The following is a 702-nucleotide window of genomic DNA, read 5'->3' as shown; positions in this document are numbered from 1 at the left end:
AAGTGCAATGGTTGTTTCTAATCCTTTGGAAGAAAAGCCCTTGGGTTCAATCGCCTTTAGAAGCGGTAATGGTGTTAAGTTAATCGTAGGAGGCAAGCAAAAGCTTTACAGTTATGATAGTCAAACGAAGGGTTGGAAAGACATTAGCCAAAGTGGTGTGACGTATCATGCGCATGAGGATAATCAATGGTCGTTTGCTCTGTTTGGTCAAAGAATTATTGCGGTCAATAAAAATGATAAACCACAAGTTTTTAATACCCATAGTTCTGAACGATTTGAAGATTTAAGCGGCAATCCACCGAAAGCAGGATTGGTGAAGGTTTGGGGACCTTTTGTTTGTTTGATGCAATTGACAGATCACCCCAATCGCATTCATTGGTCTGGTTTGGAAGATGCAACCCATTGGACAGTTAAGCAGAAAGATTGCGATTTTCAAGATTTTCCGGATGGAGAATATGTTCAAGGGGCAACAGAATCCACCAATCCCCTCATTTTTATGCGTTCTGCTATTTATGCTGGAACCTTTGTTGCGGGTTCTAAAATTGTGTTTACATTTCAAAAGATACAAGACAAGCGAGGAGCCCGCAGTGCAGCCTCTATAGCATGTCGAGGGAGTGACGCTTTTTTTGCAGGTGATAGTGGTTTTTATCAGATGAGTTTAGATGGTCAACTTTTACCGATAGGTTTTGAAAAGGTTGATAG

1 pseudogene is annotated in these 702 nt (G+C 40.9%); it reads left to right on the top strand.

The window, feature by feature from the left end:
- Positions 1-702: pseudogene (locus J7R13_RS08580) on the top strand (hypothetical protein); the annotation flags it as partial.

Origin of the sequence: Bartonella taylorii 8TBB, from assembly GCF_902825155.1 — a bacterium.
Taxonomy (GTDB): domain Bacteria; phylum Pseudomonadota; class Alphaproteobacteria; order Rhizobiales; family Rhizobiaceae; genus Bartonella; species Bartonella taylorii_A.
Note: the sequence above shows the minus strand (reverse complement) of the source record. Positions and strands in the feature narration are given on the sequence as shown.